This is a genomic window from Nitrospina gracilis Nb-211 (assembly GCF_021845525.1).
GTDB classification, from domain to species: Bacteria; Nitrospinota; Nitrospinia; order Nitrospinales; family Nitrospinaceae; genus Nitrospina; species Nitrospina gracilis_A.
Genome location: NZ_JAKJKD010000001.1, coordinates 1,683,488 through 1,705,339, shown reverse-complemented (window position 1 = coordinate 1,705,339; position 21,852 = coordinate 1,683,488). Strand labels below are relative to the sequence as shown.

The following is a 21,852-nucleotide window of genomic DNA, read 5'->3' as shown; positions in this document are numbered from 1 at the left end:
GCCTTGAATCAATTTTATAAAAATCTCGCGTTGTGGCTGGTTATCGGCATCATCCTGATAGCCCTGTTCAATATCTTCAACCAACCCATAACCCCTCAGTCGGAGATCGTCTTCAGTGAGTTCATGAACAAGGTGGAGAGCGGTGAGGTGGCGGAAGTGGTCATGCAGGGCGACCACATCACCGGCAAATACACCGATGGCCAGACGTTCCAGACTTACGCTCCGTCCAAGGACCCGGATCTCATCAAATCCCTGCGGGACAAAGACGTCCGCATGGTGGTGAAGCCACCGGAGCAGACCAGTTGGTACATGAATGTGCTCATTTCGTGGTTCCCGATGATCCTGCTTCTCGGTATCTGGATTTTCTTCATGCGCCAGATGCAGTCCGGAGGCGGCAAGGCGCTGTCCTTCGGGAAAAGCAAGGCGCGCCTCATGAACGAGGGCAAAACCAAGACCACCTTCAAGGATGTCTCCGGTTGTGACGAGGCCAAGGAAGAGCTCCACGAAATCATCGAGTTTTTGAAGGAGCCGCAGAAGTTCAGCAAGCTGGGCGGCAAGATCCCGAAGGGTGTCCTGCTGGTTGGCCCTCCGGGTACGGGGAAAACCCTGCTGGCCCGCGCCATTGCCGGCGAGGCCAACGTCCCGTTCTTCAGCATCAGCGGCTCGGACTTCGTCGAGATGTTCGTCGGCGTGGGCGCCTCGCGTGTGCGCGACCTGTTCGAGCAGGGCAAGAAGAACAGCCCGTGCATTATCTTCATCGACGAAATCGACGCTGTGGGACGCCACCGCGGTGCGGGTCTCGGCGGTGGTCATGATGAACGCGAGCAGACGCTCAACCAACTACTGGTCGAGATGGATGGCTTTGAGAACAATGAAGGCGTTATCCTGATCGCGGCGACCAACCGTCCCGACGTTCTCGATCCGGCGCTGTTGCGCCCGGGCCGGTTTGACCGCCAGGTGGTGGTCGGCCGTCCGGACATTAAGGGCCGCGAGGGCATCCTGAAAGTGCACACGGCCAAAGTGCCTCTGTCCGATGACGTGGACCTGAAAGTGGTGGCCCGCGGCACGCCGGGCTTCACCGGTGCGGACCTCGCCAACCTGGTCAACGAAGCCGCACTCCTTGCCGCGCGCGAGGAGAAGAAGGTCGTGACCATGGTGGATTTCGAGAACGCCAAGGACAAGGTCATGATGGGCGTCGAGCGCCGCAGTATGGTGATCACGGAGAAAGAAAAGAAAACCACCGCTTATCACGAAGCCGGGCATGCGCTGGTGGCGTACCTCTTGCCGGGGACCGATCCCCTGCACAAGGTCACCATCATTCCGCGTGGCCGGGCTCTGGGTGTGACCATGCAGTTGCCGGAGGACGAGAAGCACACGTATCCGAAGGAATACCTCATTCACCGTCTCGCCATCATGATGGGTGGGCGCGTGGCCGAGGAGGTCTGCCTGGGTGAGATCACCACCGGTGCGGGCAACGACATCGAAGTCGCCACCGAAACCGCGCGCAAGATGGTTTGTGAGTGGGGCATGAGCGAAAAGATGGGTCCGTTGACCTACGGCACCAAGGAAGAGCAGGTGTTCCTGGGTAAGGATTTCTCCGCGCAAAAGAATTTCAGCGACGAAACCGCCAAGCTGATCGACCTTGAGGTCAAGGCGCTGGTCATGGGTGGTTACAATCGCGCCATGGAGTTGCTGACCGAACACCGCGACGCATTGGAGCGGTTGGCGGTTGCACTTTTGGAGCGGGAGACCCTGGACTTGGAGGAAATCAAAGCCATCATCGAAAACCGCCCGCTGGACTCGGACTCGGATTCCGGCACGGCCGAACCGGCCGCCGAGTTGAAGGCGGAGGATGCCAAGAAAGGCAAGAAAGCCAAAGGCCTCGATGAAGGCCTGATGGGCGGAGGTGGCGTACCCGATCCCACCCCTGCCTGAGGCGGTCCGTGGTTTGAGAACCGTTTGAACAATCAAAGCTCCATTCCGGCTATGGCCTGTTTGGAGCTTTTTTTGTTTCCTTATTTGAACGAGAAAGGAGGAGAGTGGTTGTATGAACGATGATTTCTTTTCCGGCAGAACGCGGATCATGGGGATCATCAATCTGTCGCCCAATTCTTTTTTTCGCTCCAGCTATTCTTCCAGCGAAAAGGACGCGCTGAAAACCGCCGAACGTCTGATCGAAGACGGCGCGGACATGCTGGACATCGGTGCGGAATCGACGCACCCAGGCTCGGAGCCCATCCCGGACGAACAGGAATGGAAACTGCTGGAGCCGGTGGTGAAAACCCTGGTGCGGGAGATACCCGTCCCCATTTCCGTGGACACGTACAAGCCTTATGTCGCGCGCCGGGTGCTGGATCTCGGCGTGCACTGGATCAATGACATCTATGGACTGCGCTTTCCGGAAATGGCGGAGATCGTATCGCGTTACCCGGCGGGGGTGATCATCATGCACATGCAGGGAACGCCGAAGACCATGCAGATCGATCCGCAGTACGTCGATTGCGTGGAGGAGGTTTACCAGTTTCTCGACCGGCGTATCACCGAAGCGGAATTCGCAGGCATTCCCGCGGATCAAATCATGATCGATCCCGGCATCGGTTTCGGCAAAACGCTCAAGCACAACCTGGAGCTGGTATCGAATCTCGACCGCTTGGCCGCGCTGGGAAAACCCATGCTTTTGGGTGTGTCCCGCAAGGCGTTTATTGGTAAAATCCTGGACCTGCCCATCGAGGAAAGGATGGAGGGGTCGCTGGCCGCGGCCGTGGTCGGCGTGTTGAAGGGCGCCCGTGTCCTGCGCGTTCACGATGTGCTGGCGACGGCGCGCGCCATCAAGATTGTGGATGAACTCCGCAAGTACCGGAAGGAATGAAATGATACGTTTGTTTGTCAACGTGGACCACGTCGCCACCCTGCGGGAAGCGAGGAAGACGGTGGAACCGGACCCGCTGAAAGCGGCGCGTCTGGCGGAGCAGGCCGGGGCCGATGGCATCACCGTGCATCTGCGCGAGGACCGGAGGCACATTCAGGACCAGGACGTGCACCGCATTCAGCAGGGCATCCGCACGCCGCTCAACCTGGAGATGGCAGCGGTGGAGGAGATGGTCCAGCTTGCCATTAACGTCAAACCCTACCAGGTGTCGCTCGTTCCCGAGAAACGGCAGGAGATCACCACCGAGGGCGGGCTGGACGTGATTTCAAAAAAACAATCTCTTGGGCAAATCCGTCAGCGCCTCGCGCCATTCCACATCCGGTTCAGCCTGTTCGTGGACCCGGACCTGGAGCAACTCGACGCCGCAAAGGAAATCGGAGCGGACAGCATCGAGATCAACACCGGATTGTATACCGAGCTCACCGACCCGGAGCAGGTCGAACGGGAGCTCAAAAAGATCCAGGCCGCCGCGCGCCACGCGAAAGGACTGGGCCTGCGCGTGTTCGCCGGGCACGGGTTGAACAACGAGAACGTGGTCTCCATCGCCGCCATCCCGGAGATCGAGGAACTCAACATCGGCCACAACCTGGTGGCGCGGTCGGTGTACTGTGGCATGGAGCAGGCCGTCCGCGACATGATCCGATGCATCGAAAAAGGTGTGGCGCAGAGAACAGTTTCCGCATGAAACCGGTTTCGTCTTATTGACCCCGCAAGCAATTTGCACCATAATCGTAATCCCGCATTGCCCTGTTAACGTCCCGCCACATTGGCGTTGAACAAACCACGGAAGCAAGCGAAAATAAACCACGCACCCGCCCCCGCCCTTGGGGCCGGGCCAACGTGTTGTCAGTCCAAGCAAAGCGCAAGTGATTGGAGGTATTGGTAAATGGCCACTAAAGTGGGTATCAACGGTTTCGGCCGCATCGGCCGCAACGTTTTGAAGTGCATCATGAACGACAAGGAATGCGGCGAACTGGTGGACGTTGTGGCCATCAACGACCTCACCGATGCGGCGACGCTCGCGCACCTTTATAAATATGATTCCGTGCAGGGCGTCACCAAGGGTGAGGTGAAGGCGGACGGGGACCACCTCGTCATCAACGGGAAAAAGATCAAGGTCCTGTCCGTAAAGGATCCGGCGGAGTTGCCGTGGAAAGAGCTGGGCGTCGATGTGGTGATCGAGTCCACGGGCATCTTCACCAAGCGCGATGCCGCGGCCAAGCACCTGAAGGCCGGTGCGAAAAAGGTCATCATCTCCGCCCCCGCCACCGATCCGGATGTGACGGTGGTGCTGGGCGTCAACGAGGGAAAATACGATCCCAAAAAGCACGACATCGTTTCCAATGCTTCCTGCACCACCAACTGCCTGGCGCCGATGGTGAAGGTGCTGAACGACCGGCTCAAGATCAAAAAGGGATTGATGACCACCATCCATTCCTATACCAACGACCAGCGTATTCTCGACCTGCCGCACAAGGACCTGCGGCGGGCGCGGGCGGCGAATTTGTCGATGATCCCGACCACCACGGGGGCGGCGAAAGCGGTGTGCCTCGTTTTGCCGGAGTTGGAGGGCCGCCTCGACGGCATGGCCATCCGCGTTCCCACGCCGAACGTGTCCCTGGTGGACTTCGTCGCGGATGTGGAGAAGGAGACCACCACGGAGGAAGTCAACGCCATGTTCCGGGAAGTGGCGGAAGGGGAGCTGAAAGGCATCCTGCGTCTGGAAGAACAACCTCTGGTGTCGATCGATTTCAACGGCGACGAGGACTCTTCAATCATCGACGGCCCTTCCACCAAGGTGATGGGCAAGAACATGGTCAAGGTGCTGTCCTGGTATGACAACGAGTGGGGATACTCTTCGCGCACGCGGGACATTTTGAAGTTCATAATCAAAAAAGGAATTTGAGCGCCAACTTTCCATGGGCTTTATGCGAAAGACCCTGATTGCCGGCAATTGGAAAATGAACAAAACCCTGTCCCAAACGGAAGGGTTGTTGCGGAACCTGACCCGGCGATTGGATTCCGATTGTCCGGCGGAAGTGGTGGTGGCGCCGCCGTTCACCTCGCTTGCGCTTGCGGCGTCGTTGCTGAAGGGAACGGATATCGGCTTGGCCGCTCAGAACGTGTTCGCCGAAGATGCGGGAGCCTATACGGGAGAAATTTCCGCGCCCATGCTGGTGGAGGCCGGGTGCGGCTGGGTGATTGTCGGTCACTCCGAACGCCGGCGTCAGTTTGGCGAATCGGAGGCGCTCATCAACCGAAAGGTGAAACACGCGCTCGATCACAATCTGAAAGTGATCCTCTGCGTCGGCGAAACCGATGCCGAACGCAATGCGGGACAGACCGAAAGTGTGGTGCACCTGCAATTGACCGAAGGGCTGAAGGACGTGACTTCGTCTGAGGCAGGCAATGTGGTCATTGCCTACGAACCGGTGTGGGCCATCGGCACCGGCAAGAACGCCACCCCGCAGCAGGCCGAGCAGGTGCATTGCCTGATTCGCAAGTGGATGGGCGAATTGTATGGCCCCTCCGTTGCGGAAACGACCCGGGTGCTTTATGGCGGGAGCGTGACGCCAGAGAACAGCCGCGGTATGCTGGCGGAAGATAATATCGATGGTGCGCTGGTAGGCGGCGCAAGTTTGGACGCGGATTTGTTTTGTGCTATTATTGGCTCGGCTGAGTAATTCAAGGAGGTTGGTTTGAGTACGTTTGTTACGGTTTTACACATTGTCGCCGCGGTATTTCTGATTCTTGTCGTCCTGTTGCAGTCGGGCAAAGGTGCGGCCATGGGAGCGGTGTTCGGCTCCGGGTCCAGCCAGACCATGTTCGGGAGCAGTGGGGCAGGGAACTTCCTGACCAAGCTCACCACCATCGCGGCCATTGTGTTCATGATCACGTCCCTCAGTCTGGCCACCGTGTTGTCCAGCAAGAAGCAGGATTCGGTGATCAATGAAGTCGAGGAAAGCACAACCATCCCGACCCAACCGGCCCAGAACGATTCCAAGAAATAAATTCGCATGCATGCCGATGTGGTGGAACTGGTAGACACGTGCGCTTGAGGGGCGTATGGGGCAACCCGTGGGAGTTCGAATCTCCCCATCGGCACCATCCACTTGCCTGCAGGGGCAAGTTCCTCCGAATTTGAATCATGCAGATTCAAACGCTGGGCGATCTGTTCGCCCATCCCAGCTTTCAGACCCTGTTTCTCGCCATCCTGATCGTCTTCGCCAACATCATCATCGGCGTCAGCATGTTGCCGGAAGACCGGCGCAAACGCTGGTACCGCCTACACCGTTATGTCTATGTCGCGGCGGTCGCCATGCTGGGCCTGTTCCTCTATGTCAACCACCAGCTTCAGGGCAACGACGGGTTCGTTTACTTTGTCGCCGCCTACTTCCTGACTGCCATCCCGTTCAGCCGCAAAATGAACGTCACCCTGCATGCGGTGATCTCCTCCGTCGGGCTGGTTCTGTTGATCGGCATGGCGGCGCTGAGCGTATTATGAGACAGAAAGGGCAATTGCGGCGGGTTTCCGGATTGTGTTTAAATGTTGTTAGTTCAACCGGGCATGAAGTCGGGAGAGTTTGAATGAGCCAGTTTGATCTCGCCATCCTGGGAGGCGGCACCGCCGGTCTGGCCGGCGCCCGATACGCCGCTGACATGGGCGCGCGCGTGTGCCTTGTGGAGATGGATGCGGTGGGCGGCCATTACCTTCACCGCGGGCTCCACCCCGTGCGTACCTTGCTCGCCGACCCGGAATTCGGGGCCCACCAGCCTGTCGATTGGGGCGCGGTGCGCTCACGTATCGCCTCCATTGCGCAGGCCGCTTCCGACCAGGCCCGGCGTGATCTCGAAGCCTGCGGTGTGACTTTGATCGAAGGTAAGGGCACTTTTGCCGGAAACGGCACCCTGCGTGTCGAAACCGAAAGCGGCAAGCAGGAAATTCAGGCCCGCAACGTGATGCTGACGATGGGATCGGATGCCGAATCCATTGCCACCGTTCCGTTCGACGAAGCCACTATTCTGCCTGTGGACCGGTTTCTGGAGTTGGAGAAGTTGCCCGAATCGCTTCTGATTCTGGGCGACGGAGTCGCGGCGATCGAGACGGCGCTGTTCTTCAACCGGCTGGGCACCAAGGTATTCCTCTGCAACGAACAAAAACGGCTCATCGCCGACCGCGACCCGGAGTTGGTTGACGCCCTGGAGAAAGGGCTGAAGCGGGTCAAGATCAAGTCCCTGCTCAATAAAAAGATTTTGTCCATCCTGCGGAAAGACGGTGGCATCGATGTGACCCTCGATGGCGGCATTAAGTTTTCGGCCGAAACGATTCTGGTCGGTTACCAGCGGGTGGGCCGCACCCCCGGCTCGGTGGAAGCCGGGCTGGGCATGGAGATGGGAGACCGTCACGAAATCTGGGCCGACGCCTGCATGCGGACGTCGGTGAAAAACGTGTTCGCTGCGGGCAGTGTAACAGGGCATGAACGGTCACCGGAACGGTCGGTGGAAGAAGGGCGCGCGGCGGTGCAGAACGCACTCGGTAAGGAAAGGGTTCTGGATAAAGATGCCCTTCCTTTTCGCCTGCATGCGGTGCCGCCGATTGCCGCCGTGGGATGCCGCGTCGAAGACGCGCACCACAAGGGATTTTTGAAGCCGATGGAAGGCCGTTACGACGGATTGCCTTTGAATGCGGAGGAAGTGCCGGGGCAGGGCGGTGGTTTTTGCAAACTACTGGCCGACCGCGAAAGCCGCAAGGTCATCGGCGCACAGATATTGGGGCAGGGTGCCCCGGAAATGCTCACCGTGGTGACGCTGGCCATTCAGCGGGGCATGACGGTGAAAGCCCTCGCTCAACTTTTACCCGGTTTTGGAGACGCCTCGACGGGGATTCTAGAGGCCGCGCGGGCCTGCCTGCGCGGTTTGACTCCAAGGCCATAATTCAACGGTTTGTGATGTCACGTTCTTACCTTGACTCCATTTTCTAATTATGTTAAAAACCATCCTTTGCTAGAGTGGTATGTCCATTCTTGCACGATCATCCAGGATTTTAGGATTTATATAAACATTTGAGTTAAAAGAACTTATGGCACAGCCTTCCAAAAATCCAAATGTCCCTCCAGCCAAGCCTGCAGCGAAGGACAAGGGCGGTAAGGAAAAACCCAACAATCTCTATTCCCGGCGGGACTTTTTCTCGTATGCCGGTTGGGCCGGTTTCATGGCCACGATGGGTTTGTCGTCCGTTTATTTTCTTCGTTTGCTGTTCCCGCGCGTGTTGTTCGAGCCCTCCCCCAAATTCAAAGCCGGTAAGGTGAGCGATTACACGGTGGGAGAAGTGAGCACCAAATGGGTTAAAGACCAGCGGGTTTGGATTGTTCGGGAAGAGCAGAGGTTGTATGCGATCCTGGCCCGGTGTACGCACCTCGGTTGCACCCCCTTGTGGTTGCGGTCCGAAGGCAAGTACAAGTGCCCGTGCCACGGCAGTGGTTTCACCATGGATGGAATCAATTTCGAGGGTCCGGCTCCGCGGCCGCTGGAGCGGTTGAAGGTGGGTATCGCCCCGGACGGTGAGATTGTGATCGATAAAAGCAAGGTGTTTCTTTATGAAAAAGGCGAGTGGGACGAGCCCGGTGCTTTCCTGAGAACCTGATGGTCGTGATTCCGCACCCCCTTTTTTTATTCGATTAATCAGCAGTGTTTAGGAGATTGAGTTTTGGCTAAACCCAAAATTCCGAATTTTGAAGAGATCAAAGAGTCCATCAAAAGCGGAAAGCTTTTTGAGGAAGCGGCGGAGAAGTTTACCGAATCCCAGGTGTGGACGTCCACGTTCCGTCACGGATATGCCGATACCCCGCGCAACCGGGTTCTGCAGATTGCCAGTAACGTCTGGCTGCACCTGCATCCCGTAAAAATCCATCGCCATGCGTTGCGCATCAAGTTCACCTGGTGCATGGGGGGCATCACCTTCCTGCTTTTCCTGTCCCTCGTCGTGACGGGCATCATCCTGATGTTCTACTACCGTCCGGTGGGTGAGTACGCTTATTACGACATGAAATACCTGCAATACGATGTTCCGTTCGGCATGTTGATGCGGAACATGCACCGATGGGCCGCGCACTCGATGGTCATCACCGTCTGGTTGCACATGTTCCGGGTGTTTTTAACCGGCTCCTACAAGCCGCCTCGCGAATTCAACTGGGTGATCGGCGTGTTTCTCGTTACCTTCACGCTTTTGCTCAGCTTTACCGGTTATCTCCTGCCGTGGGATCAGCTGGCCATGTGGGCGGTCACCGTAGGTACCAACATGGCACGCGCGACGCCGTTTCTCGGTCATGAGGGACCGTTTGCCGAGTATGTGGGCGTGACGGCGAGGTACGATGCCCGTTCCGTGCTGTTGGGCGGCAGTCTCGTGGGCCCGCCTGCGTTGCTTCGATTTTATGTGTTGCATTGCATTCTGATACCCTTGGTGGCCGGCGCCCTGATGATCGTCCATTTCTGGCGAATCCGTAAGGACGGGGGCATTTCCGGGCCGCTTTGATTCGTTTTACCTGTTTCGCTGATTGAAACTTTTTTGAAGGATAGGAAGTCTTTCTATGGGGACCGCAGAGAAACCACCTGCCAAGCCACCCGCCAAGCCGGCCGCCAAGGCGCCGGTTGCTAAGGCGGCTCCGAAAAAGAAAGTAGAGGATCTGCCGGAGAAGGTCCACGTCTGGCCCTATTTGGTCCGTCTGGAATTTCTCTGTGCCATCATCGTCAGCGTTCTGTTGACGGTATGGTCGATTCTCATCGACGCGCCGCTGGAAGAAGCGGCGAACCCGACCAAGACGCCCAACCCGTCGAAGGCCCCGTGGTACTTCCTCGGTCTGCAGGACATCCTGGTGTACTTCGATCCGTGGTTTGCCGGCGTGGTGGCGCCGGTTCTCATCATCGTCGGACTCATGTTGATCCCCTATCTCGATGTGAACCCCAAGGGCAATGGTTACTACACCTATGCCGAGCGCAAACTGGCGATCTGGGTTTACAGTTTCGGTTTTCTGGTTCTTTGGATTGCGCTCATCATCATGGGCGTGTTTCTGCGCGGGCCGGGCTGGAACCTGTTCATGCCCTGGCAGTATTGGGATCCCCACAAGGTTGTGGCCTTGACCAACGTCGATCTCCCCTATGCGCTCGGCGTGCGCACGTATGACATGGCCATGCTGGTCGGTGGTGTCGTGGTGCTCGGGTATTTTGCCGTCGGGACCGCCGTCTACTTTTTCATGGAGCGAAAAGCCCTCAAGACCGTTGGCTTCCTCCGTATGTTCCTTAAGGTGCAGTTGTATTTGATCATGATCGGCATCGTCATCAAGATTGCCTTGAGACTCGGGTTCAATATCAAATACATATGGGTCACCCCCTGGTTTAACGTTTAACGGGCTTTTCAGAAACATCCATGGCTGAAGAAACTAAAGATCCTCAAGAGGAAGTAAATAAGGACGACTCCGCGTTTCAGGATTCGGAGTTTGACGAGCGAACTTCATACAGCTTTTTATTCTTTCTTTGTTCCGGCGCGTTGCTGTTTGTGACCCTGTGGGCTTTCTGGGACGACGAATACATCCGGCGCGGCTACAAGGACTTTCAGGGTGTCTACAACGAAGCCCAGTATGAACGGACTCGTGCGGAATACTTGGAGGTCAACGAAAAGATTGCCGGTCGGTCTCAGGAACTCCGTGAGGCCATCGCCAAAGAAGAAGAGAAGCTGGAGAGCGATGAGGAATACCAGCAATTGGCGGATGCGGCCTGGAATGCCCAGGTGGCTTTGGATGATGCCAAGGAAGAGCTGAAATTCGAAAAAAGCCGGCTGGACGAATATTACTATTACTACAAAAAGGCTCAGCACGAGGGCAAGAACTATGAAGTCGAGCTGAACCGCGTCGAGAAAACCGAGCACCACATCGCCGAATTCGAGCCCATCATCGAGGATCTCACCCGGAAGCGCGACGAGGCGGAAGCCAAGCTTCTGGAGTTCAAGGCCCGCAAGAAAAACCTGGAAAATGAGCTGGCGGCCCTGACCAGCAAGCAGATCATCCTCGCCCAGAGGATGGATCATTACAAGCCGTTCAACCTGTTCCTGCGGCCTGCTGAAATCAAGCAGACCGTCATTCCCGGTTCCGCCAAAAATAAATTCGGCGAAATCATTTACAAGGTGGACCGCTGTCATACCTGTCACGTTTCCTACGATGATGCTTACTATAAGGATTTCGAGCAACCCCTCAAGACCCATCCCAATCGCGAAGTTTTGATTGAGCATCACGATCCCCTTGAGACGGGGTGCACCTGGTGCCACAGAGGGCAGGGCACTGCCACCGCTCCGACTGAGGACGCGCATGGTTCCCATCATGAAATGGACCAGACCCTCGGCATCAACGAACCCCTTCTGCCGGGCAATCTCATGCAGTCCAACTGCACGAACTGTCATGCGGAAGTGGTCAGCCTGGAAGGCGCTCCCGTTCTCACCAAGGGCAAAAAGCTCTTCTTGAAGCTGGGCTGTCACGGCTGCCATCTGGTTCAGGAGTTTGCGGACGAACGCAAGGTGGGCCCGAGTCTCCGTAAAATCGCCGCCAAGGTGGACCCGAGTTGGCTGTACCGCTGGGTCAAAAAGCCGAAAGATTACCTGCCGACAACCCGCATGCCGGATTTTGGTTTGAGCGACGAACATGCGCTCGCCATTTCAGCGTACCTTTGGGATAAGTCCGAAAAAGGGTACAAGCTTCCTGAAAAATTCAAGGGAGGCGATCCCAAAAAAGGGCAGGAGCTTTTTGAATCTGTCGGGTGTCAGGCTTGCCATAAGTTGAAAGACAAGGGAGAGCTGTTCGCACCGAACCTGAGTAACATCGGCGAGAAGGTGAGCGCGGATTGGATCGTGAGCTGGCTCAGCAATCCCCGCGACTACAACCATGAAAGCAAAATGCCGGACATGCGCCTGAGCGTGGAGGAGGCATCGAACATCGCCGCATATCTGATCCAGTTTGGCAAGCCGGTTGAGATCCCCGGCATCGAACGGAAATACAAAGATCCCGATACCATCGCGTTGGGCGAGAAGCTGGTGCGCACCCGCGGCTGCTTCGCCTGTCATAATGTGCCAGGCATGGAAGAGGAAGGCCGGATTGCTCCGGAGTTGTCTTCCTTCGGCAGCAAACAGGTGCGTGAACTGGAGTTTGCCGATACGCATATTCCCCACACCTGGGAAGACTGGACTTACAATAAACTCAAGAATCCCACGGTTTACCGCACGGAACGCATTCTCGACAAAATGCCGGATTTCGAGCTGGTAGAAGACGAGATTGAGGCCCTGATGGTTTTCCTGCGGGGTTTGAACGGGTTGTACATACCTGAACGTTACAAGCGGAATTATTCAAAGGATGAATTGACCATTGAGCGCGGCCGGCGCCTGATCACGCAATTCAACTGCCGGGGGTGCCATATTGTGGAAGGGTATGGCGGTGACATCCAGGAACACCTGAAATCCACCGCACAGTATCCGCCTCCGCTGGAAACCAAAACGTATCACGTAGGCGACCGGTTGAAAGGTTCCTGGCTGTACTCGTTCATGAAAAAGCCGACTCCTGTCCGCAAGTGGATCGAAGTCAAAATGCCGACATTCAATCTGACCGACGCGCAATTGCGTGACTTGACCGCCTATTTCGAACTGGTGGCGCCGGGTGAAATCAAGTACGAAGCAGGCGTTCATCTGAAGAAAGACAAGGCTTCCATTGAAAACGGCATCAAGATGATCAACTATATGGAATGCGGTAAATGTCACGACGGCGGCGACAAGGGTATTGAGTTCAAGATTGCTCAGGAACGCCTGCGTGAGGAATGGATTCCAAAGTGGTTGAAAGACACCCGCGAAATGATTCCGTGGACGCCCATGCCCAACCATTGGCCGAAAGAGGACGGGCAGTACACCATTCAGACCAAGTTCCACAAATTGAGTACGATCGAAAATGGCGACATCGACAAGCAGGCTCAGGATATCACCGACCTGCTGGTGTCTTACGACACTCCTGGGCTTGACCTCAGCCTGTCCCTCGAAGAGGAAGAACCGTTCATGGACGGTTTCTTTGATGCCGGGTTTGACGATTCCGCAGGGGCCGAAGAAAGCGGCGACTCGGAAAGCGAGAGCGAAGGCGGCGATGATGAGGACAGCGAGTTCGCCGAAGACGATTTCTGATTTTGTTAGAAAGACCGGGTTTGTTGTATAGTCCGGTGCATTTATCGTTCATTTGTTTGGAAGGTTGAAAACATGCAGCCCTCAGCTTTAGAAAACTTTCTTTTGATTGCGCTGAAACCGGACAATATGCCGATTGGCGGCATGCTGTTCATCGTGGCTTTTGTTTTCTGGGTGGCCATTCGCCAGATGATCAAGCACGACCGCTTGATAAAAGAAGGAAAGAAAGACAAAATATTTGATGAGATGATCAAATAAGTGCAAATATTTATCACGGTCATCATTGCGTTCATACTGGGCCTGATTCTCATTTTTTTCCTCAAAAACACCCAGCCGCAGGCTCCGCGCGAGACCATTCAATTCGACGAAGATAACGAAAAACCCGCCTACCTTTTAGATCCAGACGCATTCCGCTCCAAGTGCCTGGAGTTTCTTGAAAAGTTCAACCTGGAATACCGCCACTCCGTCTGGGCCAACGACTCGGAACTGGAAATCGACATGCAGGACGAAACCCCCGTGGTGGGAGGCAAGTACCTGGCGCTCTGCATTTTCAATCCCCCCTACAACATTGTCGACAGCATGAAGGTGAAAGGTTTCCTGGACTCCGTACGGGGGGAAGGCGCGGCGCGCGGCATCATCATCACCACCGGTTACTTTGCGGACGACGCCTACCGGCAAATCGAGGAAGAGCCGGTGGAACTGGTCAATGTCCACACCTTCCTGAAGTACCTCAAAAACTTCGACATTTACTGACAGCCCCGCCTCACTTCTTCCGGCCCATTTGGTCCCGAGGGCTTCCTGTGTTATACTGTCGTCCTTATGAAAATTTCCAAACTTCTTGAAACCATACGCCCTGCGTTTTCTTTTGAATTTTTTCCGCCAAAAGACGACGACGGGTTCAATCAGCTTTTCACCGCCATCGAAAACCTCAAGCCCTGCCAGCCGGTCTACGTGTCGGTTACCTACGGCGCCATGGGCAGCACCCGCACCAAAACCCTCGATCTGGTCAAGCGCATCAAGCGCGATCTGGGCCTGGAAAGCATGGCGCACCTCACCTGCGTCGGGTCCAATTCCGATGAAATCGCCGAGGTGCTGGATGCCCTGCAGGAAGCCGGAATCGAAAACGTGCTGGCCCTGCGTGGCGATCCGCCCAAAGACCAGGAATACTTTGTGAAGCCGAAAGACGGCTTTGGGTTTGCCAACGAACTGGTGGAATTCATCAAGAAACGGGGCTACGACTTCTGCATTGGTGTCGCCGGGTATCCGGAGAAGCACATCGAGTGTCCGGACATGAACACCGACCTCGACAACCTGAAGCGCAAGGTCGATGCCGGGGCCGACTTTATCGTCACGCAGTTGTTTTTCGACAACAATTTCTATTTCGATTTCGTGGACCGGGCCATCGCCCGCGGCATCAACGTGCCGATCATCCCCGGTATCATGCCGATTCAGAATCTGAACCAGATCAAGCGTTTCACAAAAATGTGCGGCTCGACGATTCCCGATCCCTTGCTGTTGCGCTTGGAAGCTCATTCCGAGGATACACACGCGATCAAGGAGATCGGAGTCGAACACGCAACCGAGCAGTGCGAGGGCCTGCTGAATGGCGGCGCACCGGGCATTCACTTCTACACGCTCAACCGTTCCCGCGCCACCCTCAATATTTTCGAGAACTTGAAGAAACTGGTGGATATCTCACCGAACTCCTGACCTCCTGCTGGTGATTGGCCGGTTCAATGAGGACCCTCACGGCACTGATGCTATGGTTTTGGGCCTGTACCACCGCCTGTTCTCCCACGCCCGGCGTTTCGCCGGACCAGACGTTCGACATCACCGAAGACATGGTGCTGATCCCGGCCGGCAAGTTCCAGCGGGGGTGCGACGCCCTCGGTCCGGAACACGGCGCGCCCGCGCACGAGGTGTACCTCAACGCCTTCATGATCGACAAGTACGAGGTCACCAACAAAAAACTGGAAGAGGTGATGCCGGACCATCTCCTGCGCCGCAGTGCCTCCTCGAGTTGCGACAACTGCCCCGTCTCCAAAATCACCTGGTACGAAGCCGCCGACTACTGCCACCTCATCGGCAAGGCCCTGCCCAGCGAGGCTCAATGGGAAAAGGCCGCCGGCGGGGCCAACGGCTGTGAATTTCCGTGGGGACCGGACTGGGACCCCGCCATGGCCTACGGTGGCAAACAGCTTGCGGACAACGCCGCCCCCGTCGGCCAGTATCCTCCCAACCAGTATGGACTTTACGACATGGCGGGCAACATGTGGGAATGGGTGGCGGACTGGTATTCTCCGCGCTTCTATTTTCTGGGTGAATTGATGTACAATCCGCGCGGACCCCGACGCGGCGTCATGAAGGTGCGACGCGGCGGCGCGTGGTCGGACAGCATCAACGGCATGCTGGTCGGCTACCGCGACTGGAGTTACCCCTTCTCGCGGAGCTTCAGCGACATCGGCTTCCGCTGTGTCATCAACCTGAAACCACCATCATGAGCGTCACACCGAAACTCGATTACATCAACCGCCTCATCCGCGAAAACCTGAGCGAAGATGGCGACCTCGAACTGAAAGGCATGTTCATCGGCGACGAAGGACTGCTCGCCTTGTGCGAAGCGGAACGGGTGGAGGAGGTCGTCAACCTCGACCTTAGCAAAAACCACCTCACGCACAAAGCCATTCCCGCCTTTGCGCAGTGTCCCCGGTTCGCCAACCTGCGGCGGCTTTACCTGGGCGAAAACCAGATCGGCGACCGCGGCGCGGTGGCGCTGATGGAGGCGGAGTTCTGCGCCAACCTCCTGCAATTGGACCTGCGCATCAACGACATCGGCGAGGAGGGCGGCATGGCGCTGGCGGAAGGACCGTTCAAGAAACTGCAGGTGCTCATCCTGCAGGACAACCCCATTGGTGACGATGCGCTCATCACCATGGCGAAGCATCCCGGCTTCGCCAACGTGCGCAAGCTGAACATCTACAGGACGAACATCAGTGACCGCGGCATCAAGACGCTGGCGCGGTCGAAAGTATTCCAGAAGGTGAAGCACCTGAATGTGGCGCGGAACGTACTGCGGGTGGATGCGGCGGTGGCGCTGGCCAACACCAAGACGTTGCAGAACATCGAGACCCTGCTGATGTTCGACACCTACATCGGCGATAAAGGCGTCGAAGCCCTCTCCCAATCCCAATGCCTGCCGAAGTTGCGGACCCTGAGGCTGACTTAAATCACCAATACCGTTCTTCCAGCCAGGGGTTGGCGTTGTTGTTGTAACCGCGCTGTTCCCAGAACCCCAGCTCGTCGTCCTCGCGAAAGATAATCTCGCCGATCCACTTGGCTCCCTTCCACGCATACAACTGCGGCGTGACCATGCGCACCGGCCCGCCGTGCTCCTTCGACAGCGGCATGCCCTCCCAGGTGTGGACCAGCAGAACGTCGTACTTCATGGCTTCCTCGATCGGCAAATTGGTGGAGTAGCCGTCGTACGCCTTGATGTACACGAAGCGCACCTCCTTCTGCACCCGGCAATGGTCCGCCAGGTCCGAGAACCGCACGCCTTTCCAGCGGTTGTCCAACCGGCTCCACGAGGTGACGCAATGGAAGTCCGACACATCCTCGACTTGCGGGAATTTGTTGAACTCCTCCCAGTTGAAGGTCGCCGGGTAATCCAAAAGCCCCGACAGCGTGAGCGACCAGTTCTCCAGCGGGATCTCCGGCTGGAAGCCGAGATCGAGCACCGGCCAGCGGTCGGTGACGCTCTGCCCCGGCGGGGTTTTGGGCATGCCGTCGCGGTTCAGCGGGCCTTCGCCCATAGGCACCTCACCGGTCCATTCCTTGCCCTCCTGCCGGGCTTTCTGGTACTGGATCATCGCCTCGCGCGTGCGGATGCGTTTGGAGTTGGGATCGGGGACGGGGTATTCCATGAAAAACCTTTGAATTCGCTTTGATTACACAAACTCCGCCGGAAATGCGGGGGAGTCGGGACAGAAACGCCATCCTTTTTTGGATGGAGCCCGGGGAAAATGGTTTCGTATAATTAAAAGTCTTTTAATTACAATAAGTTATGTTTGACTTGGGAGACTCCCCGCAAAGGCAATAAAGCCTAAAGCAATTTTTCGAATATACCGAAAAGACTTTAAAGGAATTACAGGGAAAACGGCAATTAAAATGGACCTCAAAATTCTCACCTTCAACTGGCACGAACCCTACATCTGCCTGATGGCTCACACCGGGTATGAATTCCACATCCTTGAGCCGGAAACCGGCCCCGGCCAGCGGCGGCAATGGGACCGGAACATGCGGCCGCTTCCACAAAATGGCCGCATCGTCGGCGAAACCGAAGCGTGGCGAAATCTTGAGGAGGGGAACTATGCCCTCGTGGTGGCGCACAACCTGAAAGACCTGGCCTGGGCGCGGGACTACGATATCCCCAAAATCGCCGTCTTCCATAACAAATTTTCCACCGAGGCGGGCCTGAGTGGCAACTCCGTGGATAAGGAAAAATACTTCCGCTTGGTCGAGGATTTGACCCGCGGCGTGCATCGCGTTTTCATTTCGCAGAGCAAGCGCGACGACTGGGGACTTGAGGGCGACATCATCCGCCCCGGCCTGCCTCTGGACGAGTACGGCGGCTACGACGGCACCGGCGGATTCATCCTGCGCGTCGGCAATCACCTGAAAGAACGCGATCTGATGCTGGGCTACACGGCGAGCTCGCAGATCGTTGAGGGATTCGAGTGCGTCACCCTCGGCCAGAACCCGCAGATTCCCGGCAGCCGCCTGTCCAACGGATTCGATGACTTGAAAGAACACTACCGCCGCGGCCGTGTGTTCGTCAACACCACGGTGGACGGTTACGAGGACGGCTACAATTTGTCGATGCTGGAAGCGATGGCGACGGGAATGCCGGTGGTCAGTACCTGTAACGCGACATCGCCAATCGAAAACGGAGTGAACGGTTATATCTCCGATGATATCGCCACTCTGCGTCAGGGCGTTGAAGAGTTGTTGCGTAATCCGGACAAGGCCCGCGAGATGGGAAAGAATGCGCGCGAGACGGTGGCGCGGCTGTTTCCGATCGGCCGCTTCGTCAAAAACTGGAAGCAGGCGGTGCAGACGGCGATCGACCTGTTTCTCGTCCGGCATGAAGCGGTGGAGGAGGGCGGTGCGGAAGGGTTTGCAGCACTGCCGGAAAAACTCAACATCCTGATGGACACCAACGGCAACCCGGTCACCACTGCGCATTATCTGGAACGCGCACTTCGCAGGCAGTGCCATGTCATCACCTGCGGCTCCGCATTTACCCGCGAGCAGCGTCAGAACTGGAACATGGAGGCTCTGGACTGGCCCGTCAATCAGCCGGAAATCCGGCGCGAGCCGGGGGAGACGATCCAGTCCGTCCTAGGGAAACTCCCTGCTGACTGGCGGCCGAACGTGTACCTGTATGTGGAGACGGGATTGAACGCCATCCCGGCGGACCTGCACACGCTCCAGGTTCCGAAGGTGTGCTACCTGATCGACACCCACCTGAACAAGGAACAGCATCTTAAAATCGCCAGGCATTTCGACATGGTGTTCCTGGCGCAGAGGGAATATGTCGATGAATTCCGCAGAGTGGGAATTCAGCACGTGGAATGGTTGCCGCTGGCGTGTGATCCGGAAATCCACGGCAAACAGAATTTGGAGAAAAAGTACGATGTCGGTTTCGTCGGGAGTATCCTTCCCAATCTGCCGCGCCGAGGGGAACTGCTCGACAGGCTGGCTACCCATTTCAACACGCATATCGAACGCCAGTTCATGAAGAAAATGGCTGGGGTGTTCAGTCAGTCTCGCATCGTGTTCAACAACGCCGTGCGCAACGACCTCAACATGCGCGTGTTCGAAGCGTTGTGCTCCGGCAGTCTGCTGGCCACCGACGAGGCGCCGGGAAGCGGGCTGACCGATCTGTTTGAAAACGGCAAGCACCTGGTGGTGTATGAGGACGACTCGATTGTCGATACCGTGCGCCACTATCTGGACCATCCGGATGAAGCGGAGCGCATCGCGGAAGCCGGGCGGCGGGAGGTGCTGGCGCGGCATACCTACGATCATCGTGCGGAAACCCTGGTGGATCGGGTGAAGGAGTGGGTGAAGACACGCCTTACAGAAGAGGGGGAGCCGGTATCCGGGGATAACGGGGTTTCTGATTATTACAGGAATGTTCGGCAGGATCTCCTTCATCTCGTTCCTCGCGATGCCCAATCCGTTCTGGAAGTCGGGTGCGGTGCCGGGCATACCGGGCATGCCATCAGGGAAAGACAAGGCGCGGTTGTGACGGGGATCGAGGTCAATAGCCGGGCGGCGGCAGAGGCCCGGCGTCATCTGGATATCGTTCTGGAAGGAAGTGTCGAGAATATGGACCTGCCTTTTGCAGAAAAAGAATTCGACTGCATCCTGTTTGCCGACGTGCTGGAACACCTCGTTGACCCGGCGTTGGTCTTGCGCAAAACGCTTCCTTATCTCAGTGAGCGTGGAGTCGTGGTGGCGAGCATTCCCAACATCCAGTACCACGGCATCCTGAATCAACTGGGTGAGGGCAACTGGACCTATGAGGATGAGGGAATTCTGGACCGCACTCACCTGCGGTTCTTCACCCTGAAAGAAATTCAGAAGCTGTTTGCGGAAACCGGATACGAGGTGCGGGTGGTGGAGGAGAACCTCGACCCCCAGTACGAAAAATTCGTGTCCCCCGGCCAGACCAGCATACGCACGGGAAGGGTCACCATCTCCGACTTGACTCCAGAGGAACTGAAGCGGTTCTTCGTGATCCAGTACAAACTCGTGGCCCAGCCTGCGATTCACGCTGAAGGAAGTTTCCGATCCGATTCACTTGTTCAGATGGACAACAAAATCGAAAGCCACGAATTCCATAACAAAGAGGTTTTCTCATGATCCTGTTTGAAGCAAATATGCGGTTGCTGGAGACGCAGGATCCCTGGCTTGCTACTCGGGTGCGCTCCGAACCGGTTTCCGAAGCCATCTCCATCTCCATTTCTGAAGAAGGATTGGCCGTGCCCGTGTACGGAGACCAATCCCTGCACAGCACCTATTATCCACAAAAAGAAGCCGCCTCCAGTATTCGTGAATTTTGCCCGCAACCGGATTCGGTGATTGTGGTCCTCGGCCTCGGGTTCGGTTATCACGTCCGCGCGTTGCTGGACCGGTTTCCCAATGAAATCGTGGTCATTGAGCCGAGAATGAATCTGTTCCGCGTCTTCCTGGAGCATGTGGACCTCAAGGCATTTGCCGATCGTGTTCGGTTCCGTGTGGACGAACCGGCTCCCAAAATCCTGGCGAGAAGCGACACCCGCAACTGGGATGTATTTGTGCACGCTCCGTCCACCTTTATCTCGCCCGAGTATTTCGAGGAGATGAGCCTGTGCATCCGTGTCATGGAGGTCCTGGATAAAAGCGCGCTTCGCATTCTTGTGGTGAACCCGGTTTATGGAGGATCCCTGCCTACCGCCCGGTTCTGCAAGGACGCGCTGGTTTCCATGGGGCACGAGGTGGACAGCATGGACTGTGAACGTTTCAAGGATTCGTATTTTGAAATTCAGAACGTGACCAAAATCGAAGCCAATCAGCGCTCCCTCAATCACAAGTTCATGAACCTGATGGGGGATGCGGTGGTGGCGCGCGCGGCGGAGTTCAAACCCGATCTCGTCCTGGCGCTGGCGCAGGCTCCGATGAGCCCGGAGGCGGTGTCGAAGCTGAGGGAAATGAAAATCCCGGTGGCGTTCTGGTTTGTCGAGGACTGCCATACCCTGACTTACTGGAAGGAAGTTGCCGGTCAGTACGATTATTTCTTCACCATTCAGCAGGGGGAGTTTTTTAAACGGCTGAGAGAGCAGGGTGTAAACAATTACTATTATCTGCCTCAGGCGGCGCATCCGGAGATCCATAAGCCCCTGGACATGGATGAGGATGACCGGAAACAATTCTCCACCGATCTTTCTTTCATGGGCGAGGGGTACTATAACCGGCACCGGGCCTTCACCCGCCTGCTGGATCAGAATTTCAAAATCTGGGGAACCGGCTGGAACCAGAATGCGGTGTTCTGGCCGCACATTCAGAACAACGGACAGCGGGTGGATAGCGAGGATTGCGTCAAAATCTACAATGCAGGCAAGGTGAATTTGAACCTGCATTCCTCCACCTATCACGACGGCGTCAATCCGAATGGCGACTTCGTCAATCCACGGACGTTTGAGATTGCCGCTTGCGGCGGGTTTCAACTGGTGGACGCGCGTTCGGAGTTGGGCGACTGCTTCCGCATCGGCGAGGAGATGATCACCTTCTCCAATCTGGAGGAGATGCGTTCGAAAGCTCTTTATTATCTTGAGCACGACGGAGAGCGCCGGGCTCTGGCGCATCGGGCCCGCCAGCGCGTGTTGAAGGAACACACCATGACACACCGCATGCGGGAAATGCTGTTGCATATTTACTCGGAGCGGGAAGAGGAACTGGATATTCGACTCAGAAGCCGGGAAAGTGAAATCGATCGAGCGCTCCAACAAGTGGAGGATGATACCGAGCTTCTTGAGTTTCTGGAACCGTTCCGCGGTCAAAAGGATTTTACCTTTCAGATGGTGCTGGACCGGATAAGCGAAAGCGAGGGATCGTTCAGTGATCCCGAATTGTTATTCCTGATGGTGGACCAAATCATTCCGAAAAAGGGCTGACC

20 protein-coding genes and 1 tRNA gene are annotated in these 21,852 nt (G+C 56.6%); 20 read left to right on the top strand and 1 reads right to left on the bottom strand.

The window, feature by feature from the left end; genetic code table 11:
- Nucleotides 1-3 precede the first annotated feature (3 nt).
- From ftsH to J2S31_RS08030, 18 genes are all read left to right on the top strand, one after another.
- Nucleotides 4-1,935 carry an ATP-dependent zinc metalloprotease FtsH gene (ftsH, locus tag J2S31_RS08115; protein WP_237098583.1) on the top strand — a complete coding sequence of 644 codons (1,932 nt, stop codon included), beginning with the start codon at nucleotides 4-6 and terminating at the stop codon, nucleotides 1,933-1,935.
- A 112-nt stretch (nucleotides 1,936-2,047) separates the two neighbouring features.
- On the top strand, nucleotides 2,048-2,869 hold the full coding sequence (folP, locus tag J2S31_RS08110) for a dihydropteroate synthase (RefSeq protein WP_237098582.1): 822 nt from the start codon (nucleotides 2,048-2,050) through the stop codon (nucleotides 2,867-2,869).
- A gap of 1 nt (nucleotide 2,870) precedes the next feature.
- A complete protein-coding gene (locus tag J2S31_RS08105) occupies nucleotides 2,871-3,614 on the top strand; it encodes a pyridoxine 5'-phosphate synthase (RefSeq protein WP_237098581.1) in 744 nt (247 codons plus the stop codon).
- A gap of 201 nt (nucleotides 3,615-3,815) precedes the next feature.
- On the top strand, nucleotides 3,816-4,835 hold the full coding sequence (gene gap / locus J2S31_RS08100) for a type I glyceraldehyde-3-phosphate dehydrogenase (protein ID WP_237098580.1): 1,020 nt from the start codon (nucleotides 3,816-3,818) through the stop codon (nucleotides 4,833-4,835).
- A 22-nt stretch (nucleotides 4,836-4,857) separates the two neighbouring features.
- A complete protein-coding gene (tpiA, locus tag J2S31_RS08095; protein ID WP_272908671.1) occupies nucleotides 4,858-5,613 on the top strand; it encodes a triose-phosphate isomerase in 756 nt (251 codons plus the stop codon).
- Between the two features lie 15 nt (nucleotides 5,614-5,628).
- Entirely contained in the window at nucleotides 5,629-5,940 is a 312-nt protein-coding gene (secG, locus tag J2S31_RS08090) for a preprotein translocase subunit SecG (protein WP_237098578.1), read from the top strand.
- Between the two features lie 12 nt (nucleotides 5,941-5,952).
- Nucleotides 5,953-6,037 (top strand) — tRNA-Leu (locus J2S31_RS08085).
- A gap of 40 nt (nucleotides 6,038-6,077) precedes the next feature.
- Complete coding sequence (locus tag J2S31_RS08080) at nucleotides 6,078-6,434, top strand: hypothetical protein (RefSeq protein WP_237098577.1); 357 nt, start codon at nucleotides 6,078-6,080, stop codon at nucleotides 6,432-6,434.
- A gap of 83 nt (nucleotides 6,435-6,517) precedes the next feature.
- Complete coding sequence (locus J2S31_RS08075; protein ID WP_237098576.1) at nucleotides 6,518-7,864, top strand: FAD-dependent oxidoreductase; 1,347 nt, start codon at nucleotides 6,518-6,520, stop codon at nucleotides 7,862-7,864.
- A gap of 277 nt (nucleotides 7,865-8,141) precedes the next feature.
- Nucleotides 8,142-8,573 carry a QcrA and Rieske domain-containing protein gene (locus J2S31_RS08070; RefSeq protein WP_237098575.1) on the top strand — a complete coding sequence of 144 codons (432 nt, stop codon included), beginning with the start codon at nucleotides 8,142-8,144 and terminating at the stop codon, nucleotides 8,571-8,573.
- Between the two features lie 63 nt (nucleotides 8,574-8,636).
- Nucleotides 8,637-9,461, top strand: coding sequence for a cytochrome b N-terminal domain-containing protein (locus J2S31_RS08065; RefSeq protein WP_237098574.1), 825 nt, complete (start codon nucleotides 8,637-8,639; stop codon nucleotides 9,459-9,461).
- 55 nt (nucleotides 9,462-9,516) lie between these two features.
- Nucleotides 9,517-10,332, top strand: a complete 816-nt coding sequence (locus J2S31_RS08060) for a cytochrome C (protein ID WP_237098573.1) — start codon at nucleotides 9,517-9,519, stop codon at nucleotides 10,330-10,332.
- 20 nt (nucleotides 10,333-10,352) lie between these two features.
- Entirely contained in the window at nucleotides 10,353-13,133 is a 2,781-nt protein-coding gene (locus tag J2S31_RS08055) for a c-type cytochrome (RefSeq protein ID WP_237098572.1), read from the top strand.
- Nucleotides 13,134-13,205: 72 nt separating this feature from the next.
- Nucleotides 13,206-13,388, top strand: a complete 183-nt coding sequence (locus tag J2S31_RS08050) for a hypothetical protein (protein ID WP_237098571.1) — start codon at nucleotides 13,206-13,208, stop codon at nucleotides 13,386-13,388.
- Nucleotides 13,389-13,883 carry a restriction endonuclease gene (locus tag J2S31_RS14685; protein WP_237098570.1) on the top strand — a complete coding sequence of 165 codons (495 nt, stop codon included), beginning with the start codon at nucleotides 13,389-13,391 and terminating at the stop codon, nucleotides 13,881-13,883.
- 66 nt (nucleotides 13,884-13,949) lie between these two features.
- Nucleotides 13,950-14,840 carry a methylenetetrahydrofolate reductase [NAD(P)H] gene (gene metF, locus J2S31_RS08040; protein ID WP_237098569.1) on the top strand — a complete coding sequence of 297 codons (891 nt, stop codon included), beginning with the start codon at nucleotides 13,950-13,952 and terminating at the stop codon, nucleotides 14,838-14,840.
- Between the two features lie 47 nt (nucleotides 14,841-14,887).
- A complete protein-coding gene (locus tag J2S31_RS08035) occupies nucleotides 14,888-15,631 on the top strand; it encodes a formylglycine-generating enzyme family protein (RefSeq protein ID WP_237098568.1) in 744 nt (247 codons plus the stop codon).
- On the top strand, nucleotides 15,628-16,356 hold the full coding sequence (locus tag J2S31_RS08030) for a hypothetical protein (protein ID WP_237098567.1): 729 nt from the start codon (nucleotides 15,628-15,630) through the stop codon (nucleotides 16,354-16,356). Before J2S31_RS08035 ends, J2S31_RS08030 begins: the two co-directional genes overlap by 4 nt.
- A gap of 1 nt (nucleotide 16,357) precedes the next feature.
- Here the strand turns inward: J2S31_RS08030 and J2S31_RS08025 are convergent, their stop codons facing one another.
- Complete coding sequence (locus J2S31_RS08025; RefSeq protein ID WP_237098566.1) at nucleotides 16,358-17,053, bottom strand: molybdopterin-dependent oxidoreductase; 696 nt, start codon at nucleotides 17,051-17,053, stop codon at nucleotides 16,358-16,360.
- Nucleotides 17,054-17,297: 244 nt separating this feature from the next.
- Between J2S31_RS08025 and J2S31_RS08020 the strand changes: the two genes are divergently transcribed.
- Complete coding sequence (locus tag J2S31_RS08020) at nucleotides 17,298-20,060, top strand: glycosyltransferase family protein (RefSeq protein WP_237098565.1); 2,763 nt, start codon at nucleotides 17,298-17,300, stop codon at nucleotides 20,058-20,060.
- Nucleotides 20,057-21,850 (top strand): glycosyltransferase, encoded by a 1,794-nt coding sequence (locus tag J2S31_RS08015; protein WP_237098564.1) that lies wholly within the window; start codon nucleotides 20,057-20,059, stop codon nucleotides 21,848-21,850. The genes J2S31_RS08020 and J2S31_RS08015 overlap by 4 nt, the downstream gene beginning before the upstream one ends.
- The last annotated feature ends 2 nt before the right edge of the window (nucleotides 21,851-21,852 follow it).